Genomic DNA, 7,246 nt, shown 5'->3' on the forward strand with positions numbered 1-7,246 from the left:
GCCCGCACGGGCCGGCGGGCCGCCCCGGCCCCGCCCCCGCGGGGCCTTTTCCGTCAGACCATCAGGAGCAGGCGGGTCTGCGGGACCAGCTTCCGGTTCACGCTGGTGCTCTGCACGAAGATGGTGAACTCGTCGTTCTGGTCGGGCTTCACCCGGGCCTCCGCGCTGGGCAGGCCGAGCAGCGCGCGGGCGGCCGGCCCCGTGTACACCCGGTCCGTCTTCTTCTCCAGGACGGCGATCTGCTTCTGCGCCTGGATCTTCTCCGACTTGCTCAGCTGATAGAACGCGCAGCCGGTGCGGTAGGTGTGGCCGGATTCGAGCACCCATTCCCGGATCGCCGCGTCCCGGGCGACGGGAATCAGCTGGTACTGCGAGGAATCCACGGGGGTCAGACCGGCCGCCGCGATGGTCTCCTTGTTCACCGCGTCCGCGCCCGTGGAAAAGACCGCGCGCGAACCGCGGATTCCCTTGGTGCGGCCCACCATGAATTTCTCGGTGGCCTGCTGGATGACCTGTCCGGCCTCTTCCAGACCCTGCGTGCTCGTCGCGTCCCAGATGGCGACATTGTCCTTCGGGAAACCGCACTGCACGGCCTCGCGCTTACCCATCTGGTCCGGTACGAGCACCGCCAGCGTCCAGTTGTCCTGCTGCGTCTCGATCATCTCGGCCACGGCGCGCACCAGTTCGCGCGGATCCCTGCTGGGGGCGTCCGGGCAGCGGTGGCTCGCGTTCTCCTGGCCGTCGGTCAGCACGAAGGTCAGGAAGCTGTGGTCACCGTAGAGCTGGGCGGTCTGGGCCAGTTCCCGCTGGGACTTGAGGGTGGCGGCGAGCAGCGCCGTCATTCCGCCGACCCGGTAGAGCTGCTTCAAGGACGGCATACGCAGCACGTCCTTGTCGTAGATGACGCATTCGACCTTGTCCGCGAAGACATAGACCGTGACGCGGGTCTCCTGGTCCAACTCCTGCGACCGGCGCGCCAGATAGGCGATCTGCTGATCGGCCACCTCGACGACCTTCGCGCTCAGCTTCGACATGGACGAACTCGCGTCCAGGACAAGAGCAACGTGATTGATGAAATTCTGCTTGCCGGACATGGCCGCTCCCCCTCTTTCGACTTGATGCTCCGATCCTCGCACCCACCACTGACAATCGGCCTGGGCCGGCGACCGGCGCTCTCCGGCGACGAGGCAGCGGCCCGGCCGCAACTCCCCGCGCGACTCCCACCCGGCTGGCAGACACAGGACCTGGGCCGAAGGGCTGGCCGGAAAGTATGATCAGGCGATGTCTGACATCACCGAGACCACACCCGGCTGGCTCACCACGGACGAGCTGGACATGACCCGGGCCCGGATGCCGATCCTGTACGTCGAGGCCGTGCCCGTACGGGTCGACGACAGCGGCGAAGTGACCAGCATCGGGCTGCTCCTGCGCATCGGCCCCGACGGGACGGTCAGCCGCTCCCTGGTGTCCGGCCGGGTCATGCACCACGAGCGGGTGCGTGACGCGCTGCTGCGTCATCTGGAGAAGGACCTCGGGCCCGTGGCCCTGCCGCGCGTCCCCGCCTCCCTCCAGCCCTTCACCATCGCCGAGTACTTCCCCACGGCGGGCATCACGCCCTACCACGACCCGCGGCAGCACGCGGTGTCGCTGGCCTACATCGTGCCGGTGTCCGGGGACTGCCGTCCGCGGCAGGACGCCCTGGACCTGGCCTGGTTCAGCCCGCAGGAGGCGGCCTCGGCGGCGGTGCAGGGCGAGATGGCGGGCGGCCACGGCGTCCTGCTGAAACAGGCTCTCGCGCACGTCGGCCACGTCCTCTGACATCCGTCCGGCCCGGGCCCGGACCCCCGGGCCCGACCGTCCACCGCCCTCAGCCCCGGCCCGGACTCCGGCCCTCCCGCCTCCCGCCTCCCGAAGATGGCCGGTTAGCCGACTGGAACGGAAAATGTTTTCCGCTAGCGCCGGTCGAACCGCCCCCCGCCGGGAATGCTGCGTGTGTTCTCCCGCCCCAGCCCGACGCACCGTCAGAGCGTCGCGCGGGCGGGCCTTCCGTCCGCGCCCCCGGGAGGTACCACGCCATGCAGTCCGCCCCCACCCCGCCGCCGGCCCCCACCCGGCGGAATCTGCTCACCGGCCTCGGACTGGCCGCCGCCACCCCGCTGATGCTCGGTGTACGGGCCCGCCCCGCGGCACCGGACCCGGCCGCCGGGCCGCGGCCCGCTCCCGGCGGCGGACCGGTCCTGCTGCGCGGCGCCTCCCTCGTCCTCACCATGGATCCGGCCCTCGGCCACGGCCCCCTCGGCACCCTGGAGAACGCCGACGTCCTGCTCCGGGACGGCACCGTCGCCGCCGTCGGCCCGGCGCTCCCACGGCCGCCCGGAGCCTCGGTGACGGACGTCTCCGGCAAGCTCGTCATGCCGGGCTTCGTCGATACCCACACCCACCTCTGGCAGGCGGCGATCCGCGGCGGCTGCACCGACCGGGACCTCTTCGGCTGGTTCGCGGGGTGTACGGACCCGCAGCGTGCCCGGCTGACCCCTGCGGCCGTGCGCAGCTTCGTCCGGCTCGCCGCCCTCGACGCCGTGCAGTCGGGCGTGACCACCCTGGTGGACTGGGTGGACATCTTCTCCTACGAGCTCGTCGAGAGCTATGTACGGGCCCTCGCCGGCACCGGGGTGCGCTTCACCTACGCGATGTTCCCGCCCCGGCCCGACGCGGTGCTGCTGACCGAGGTCAAGCGGGAGCTGGTCGACCCGGCGCCCCTCGGGTCCTTCCAGGTCGCCACGCACGCGGCACGCGCCGTCGAACACCACAACCGGGCGCACTGGGAGGCGGCGCGGGAGCTGGGCGTGATGCTCAACTCGCATGTGCTGGAACGCCCCGAGCAGCGCGCCGACGATCCCCTCGGCGTCCTGCGCGACATCGGCGCCCTGGGGCCGCGCCTCCTGGTGAACCACGCCGTCCACCTGGCCGACGCCGAGATCGCCGCCCTCGGCGAGCACGACGTACGGGTGGCCCACTGCCCGCTGAGCAATATGCGGCTGGCCTCCGGGATCATGCGACTGGGTGAATTCCGGCGGCGCGGCGTCAAGGTCGGACTCGGGCTGGACGGCGGGACCAATGACAGCTCCGACTTCCACGCGCTGATGAAGACCGCGATCGGGCTCCAGCGCGCCCGCACCACGGACGCCGGGGTCTTCCCGCAGGTGCCCGAGGTCCTGCGGATGGCGACGCTGGGCGGGGCGGAGGCCCTGGGCATCGCGGACCGGGTGGGCTCCCTCACCCCCGGCAAGCGCGCCGACCTGCTCGTCGTCGACCCGGCCGCCCTCAACTTCGCCCCGCGCTACGACTGGACCGGGCAGCTGGTCTTCAACGGGCGGCCCGAGAACATCGACTCCGTGTTCGTGGACGGCCGCGCGCTGAAACGCGGCGGCCGGCTGGTCGACGTCGACCCCGCCCGGGTCGTCCGCGAGGCGGAGGCGGCCGCCGCCCGCCTCCGCGCGGGCGCGTAGGGGGCGGTCAGCCCGCGGCCCGCTGGTTGCCGCGGGCCGTGAGCTGGCCCTGGACGAAGGCGTCGGTGTCCGGCGAGTAGGGGCCGCCGTGGTCGAAGAGCAGGTCGGTGATGCGCTGCCATTCGGCCACCTCGGCCCGCGTGCCCGGGTCCGCCGAGGCCAGGTCCTTCCCGGCGGCCTCCTCGGCCGCCTCCAGGGCCTCGGCGCTGTCGTGGTGGGTCATGCCCGTGGCCCGGAGGCGCACCCGGTCGCGGGCTTCCCGCTCCTCGGGGGTCGGCTCGTGCGGTGCGTTCTCCGCGTCGGTCTCCTGGGTCATGGGTGGTACGCCGCCTTCCGTCGCGGGCCCGTACGGCCCGTCCGCATTCTCCGGTTACCCGTGGCGGCCGGTTTCATCACCGGTTCCCGCTCCGGCCGTACGGGGCCTGCCCCGTACGGGTCTCTGCATCCGAGACGGGGCTGTCCACGATACGGCCATGGTCTTGCTGGGGCCGGACGCGTGGGCGAGTATCCCTATCAATCCGATGGGAAATATGGGATTCGGTCGACGCGGCACGCCCGGCCCCGTCCGGACGGCTCGCCGCGCCCCTCCCCCGCCCATCGCCCCACCGACGTACCGGAGAACCCCACATGACCCGCTCCGTACCGCCCCCAGCCCCCGCGCCCGCGCCGCGTCCCGGCGCCCCGGCCTGTCGGTGACGCCCGTGGCGACGACACCGAGCACGCTCCTGCGCACCGCGCGGGACGTGGCGGAGGACCTGGCCGCGGACGCCATCACCCGTGACCGGGCGGGCCGTCCGCCGGTCGACGAGCGGGCCCGGCTGCGCGAGGCGGGGCTGCTGGCAGCCCTCACCCCGCCCGGTCAGGACCGGGGCGCGGACTGGCGTACCGGATGCGCCGTCATCCGGGAGATCGCCACGGCGGACAGCGCCGTGGGCGACCTGCTCGCCCGCCACTACGTGCACGCCTGGAGCGGCCGCTTCTACGGCGGCCCGCACGAGGCGGCCCTCCTCGAAGAAGCCTCCGTACGCGAGCAGTGGCTGTGGACCGGGGCCGTCCGCGCCCCGGCCCCCGAGGGCGAACCGGACGGCCCCGACCTCGTCCTCAGACCCCGCGACTCGGGCTACGTGCTCACCGGCCGCCGGAGCGTGGACACCGCGGTGGCCGTCGCCGACCAGATCGTGCTGGACGCCGTCTGCGCCGCGACCGGGGAGGTCCTGGTGGTCCGGATCCCTCCCCGCGCACGCGGCGTACAGGTGGAGACCGCCCCGGACCGGCTCGGGCAGCGGGTGGCCGGAGCGGGCGAGGTCGTGCTCGACCGGGTCGGCGTCAAGCCGTCGCAGGTCCTGGGCCGCCGCCCGGACGAGGAGGAGGCGGCCGCCCCCTTCACCGCCCTCGCCGAGCCGGCGCTGCGGCTCGCGCTCTGCCACGTCGGCCTCGGCATCGCGGAGGGCGCCCTCACCGAGGTACGCGACCTCAGCCGGGGCGGGCGCGCCCACCGGCTGCCCGGGGAGGACCCGGACCTGCTGCTGACCTACGGGGAACTGGCCTCGGCCGCGCACACCGCGAGCGCCGTGGTCGACCGGGCGACGGACCTGATGGCGCGGGCCCTCGCCACGGGCGGGCTGCTCGACGCGGAGGAACCCGCCTCCGTCGCCGCGCTGGTGGCCACGGCCGAGACGGTGACCTCCCGGGCGGCCATGCACATCACCACCCGCGTCCTGGAGCTGGCCGACGCCCCCGGGCTGGACCGCTTCTGGCGCAACGCGCGCGTCCTGACGGCCCACCGCCCGGCCGCGCACCGGCTGCGCTCCATCGGGGAGCACTACCTCAACGGCTCCCACCGCGCCGTGGCCGCCGCCTACCTCTGACGGCCGCCGGAGCCCGCCCGCGAGGTGCCCGCCCACGCGTACGACGTGCGGCGGGCCGTGCGGGATAATGTCCGCATGCGGATCTCAGCCAGGGCGGACTACGCGGTGCGCGCCGCACTGCAGCTCGCCGCCTCCCAGGACGGCGGCCCGGTGAAGGCGGAGGCCATCGCCGATGCCCAGGACATCCCGCACAAGTTCCTCGAAGGCATCCTGAACGACATGCGGCGGGGCGGCCTCGTCCTCAGCCAGCGCGGCGGGAACGGCGGCTACCGGCTGGCCAAGCCCGCCGCGGAGATCAGCATCGCGGACGTCATCCGCGTGGTGGACGGCCCCCTCGTCTCGGTACGCGGGGTCCGCCCGCCGGATCTCTCCTACACGGGTCCCGCGCAGGCGCTGCTGCCGCTGTGGATCGCCCTGCGCTCCAATGTGCGGGAGATCCTGGACGGGGTCTCGCTCGCGGACGTCGCTTCGTCCGAACTGCCCGCCGATGTCTCGGCGCTGACGGACGTTCCCGACGCCTGGACCAACCCCTGAGCATGCGGGTCGTCTGATTCAGGCCGTTCCCACCTGTGGGTTCTCGGATGACAAGACCCGTTCGTCCACGATGTGAGCACCCTCTTGGGGCGGCTGCCGCGTTCTGTCAAGATGCCTACCAGCCAGGTAGGAAAACTAGGGAACAGGTGAGGTGACCATGCGCACGCCGCTCGACGCGGGCCGTCTCCTGCCCCGCCTCACCACCCGCCGGCACATCGACCTGGGCCGTACGTCCAGCTCCATCTGTCGGGCCGGCTGACACCGCGCGCGGCCCGATTCCGCGCGCCCGCCCCGCCGTTCGGCCGCCTCCGCTCCCGTCGGCCGGCCGGCTCCGCCTCCGGCGCTCCCGCCGTCCCGCACCGTGCGCCGGGCCGGGCAGGCGTCGTGACACCCGCACCCCGCCGCGTTCGCCCCCGCCCCGCCGCCGCGTCCCACCCGTGACCGCCGGCGGTCGATGCCCCGCGCGCCGAAGACCTCGTACCGCGTCCGTTCCGCAGCCGTTCCCGTATGCCCATCCACCCCGTGAAAGGACACCTTCGTGTCTGCCTCGAGACCGATCCACTCCCTGCGCACCCTCGCCGTCGTGGCAACGCTCCCCCTTCTGCTGACGGCCTGCGGTTACGGTTCCGAGGCGAAGAAGGACGAGGCCAAGCCCCAGCCCGCGGCCGGTGAGGGCAAGAAGCTGTCCGCCTCCGAGGTCCGGATCGGCTACTTCCCCAACCTCACCCACGCCACCGCCCTGGTCGGCCTCCAGGAGGGCCTCATCCAGAAGGAACTGGGCGCCACCACCCTCAAGCCCCAGTCCTTCAACGCCGGACCCTCCGAGATCGAAGCCCTCAACGGCGGCTCCCTCGACATCGGCTTCATCGGCCCCTCCCCCTCCATCAACGGCTACGTCAAGTCCAAGGGCACCAACCTGCGGATCATCTCCGGCTCCGCCTCCGGCGGCGTCAAGCTCGTCGTCAACCCCGAAAAGATCAAAACCCCCGACGACCTCAAGGGCAAGAAGATCGCCACCCCGCAGAAGGGCAACACCCAGGACGTCGCCTTCCTCAACTGGATCAACGACAAGGGCTGGAAGGTCGACCCCGAATCCGGCAAGGGCGACGTCTCCGTCGTCCGCACCGACAACAAGGTCACCCCCGACGCCTTCAAGCAGGGCAGCATCGACGGCGCCTGGGTCCCCGAGCCCACCGCCTCCAAGCTCGTCTCCGACGGCGGCACCGTCCTCCTCGACGAGACCAGCCTCTGGCCCGACAAGAAGTTCGTCATCACCAACATCATCGTCTCCCAGAAGTTCCTCAAGGAGCACCCCGACGTCGTCGAAGCCGTCCT

General features: G+C 72.5%; 8 protein-coding genes. 6 read left to right on the plus strand and 2 right to left on the minus strand.

Annotated features, from left to right (window positions below; all coding sequences use genetic code 11):
- Positions 1–53: 53 nt before the first annotated feature.
- Positions 54–1,094 carry a vWA domain-containing protein gene (locus ABZ873_RS33580; protein WP_360880466.1) on the minus strand — a complete coding sequence of 347 codons (1,041 nt, stop codon included), beginning with the start codon at positions 1,092–1,094 and terminating at the stop codon, positions 54–56.
- A gap of 187 nt (positions 1,095–1,281) precedes the next feature.
- On the opposite strand from ABZ873_RS33580, the gene ABZ873_RS33585 reads away from it, so the two are divergent.
- Together ABZ873_RS33585 and ABZ873_RS33590 are read left to right on the plus strand one after the other, a co-directional pair.
- Positions 1,282–1,818 carry an NUDIX hydrolase family protein gene (locus ABZ873_RS33585; RefSeq protein WP_360880469.1) on the plus strand — a complete coding sequence of 179 codons (537 nt, stop codon included), beginning with the start codon at positions 1,282–1,284 and terminating at the stop codon, positions 1,816–1,818.
- A gap of 257 nt (positions 1,819–2,075) precedes the next feature.
- Entirely contained in the window at positions 2,076–3,509 is a 1,434-nt protein-coding gene (locus ABZ873_RS33590; protein WP_360880472.1) for an amidohydrolase family protein, read from the plus strand.
- A gap of 7 nt (positions 3,510–3,516) precedes the next feature.
- Here ABZ873_RS33590 and ABZ873_RS33595 read toward each other — a convergent pair whose 3' ends face one another.
- Positions 3,517–3,825 carry a hypothetical protein gene (locus ABZ873_RS33595; RefSeq protein ID WP_360880475.1) on the minus strand — a complete coding sequence of 103 codons (309 nt, stop codon included), beginning with the start codon at positions 3,823–3,825 and terminating at the stop codon, positions 3,517–3,519.
- 385 nt (positions 3,826–4,210) lie between these two features.
- Here ABZ873_RS33595 and ABZ873_RS33600 point away from each other — a divergent pair, with 385 nt between their 5' ends.
- The 4 genes from ABZ873_RS33600 to ABZ873_RS33615 form a co-directional block, all read left to right on the plus strand.
- On the plus strand, positions 4,211–5,377 hold the full coding sequence (locus ABZ873_RS33600) for an acyl-CoA dehydrogenase (protein ID WP_360880478.1): 1,167 nt from the start codon (positions 4,211–4,213) through the stop codon (positions 5,375–5,377).
- Positions 5,378–5,452: 75 nt separating this feature from the next.
- Positions 5,453–5,911: an Rrf2 family transcriptional regulator gene (locus ABZ873_RS33605; RefSeq protein ID WP_360880481.1), complete on the plus strand. Its 459-nt coding sequence runs from the start codon at positions 5,453–5,455 to the stop codon at positions 5,909–5,911.
- A gap of 157 nt (positions 5,912–6,068) precedes the next feature.
- Positions 6,069–6,170 carry a putative leader peptide gene (locus ABZ873_RS33610; RefSeq protein WP_360880487.1) on the plus strand — a complete coding sequence of 34 codons (102 nt, stop codon included), beginning with the start codon at positions 6,069–6,071 and terminating at the stop codon, positions 6,168–6,170.
- Between the two features lie 279 nt (positions 6,171–6,449).
- Positions 6,450–7,246 (plus strand): ABC transporter substrate-binding protein (locus ABZ873_RS33615; RefSeq protein ID WP_360880484.1); only part of this gene is annotated, 797 nt, incomplete at its 3' end.

It is taken from the genome of Streptomyces sp. NPDC047014, assembly GCF_040644195.1.
Lineage (GTDB): Bacteria > Actinomycetota > Actinomycetes > Streptomycetales > Streptomycetaceae > Streptomyces.

Bases quoted from the DNA above. Each gene is read 5' to 3' on its own strand.
- ABZ873_RS33610 (WP_360880487.1), top strand. From the start codon at position 6,069: ATGCGCACGCCGCTCGACGCGGGCCGTCTCCTGCCCCGCCTCACCACC.
- ABZ873_RS33585 (WP_360880469.1), top strand. From the start codon at position 1,282: ATGTCTGACATCACCGAGACCACACCCGGCTGGCTCACCACGGACGAG.
- ABZ873_RS33580 (WP_360880466.1), bottom strand. From the start codon at position 1,094: ATGTCCGGCAAGCAGAATTTCATCAATCACGTTGCTCTTGTCCTGGAC.
- ABZ873_RS33605 (WP_360880481.1), top strand. From the start codon at position 5,453: ATGCGGATCTCAGCCAGGGCGGACTACGCGGTGCGCGCCGCACTGCAG.
- ABZ873_RS33590 (WP_360880472.1), top strand. From the start codon at position 2,076: ATGCAGTCCGCCCCCACCCCGCCGCCGGCCCCCACCCGGCGGAATCTG.
- ABZ873_RS33595 (WP_360880475.1), bottom strand. From the start codon at position 3,825: ATGACCCAGGAGACCGACGCGGAGAACGCACCGCACGAGCCGACCCCC.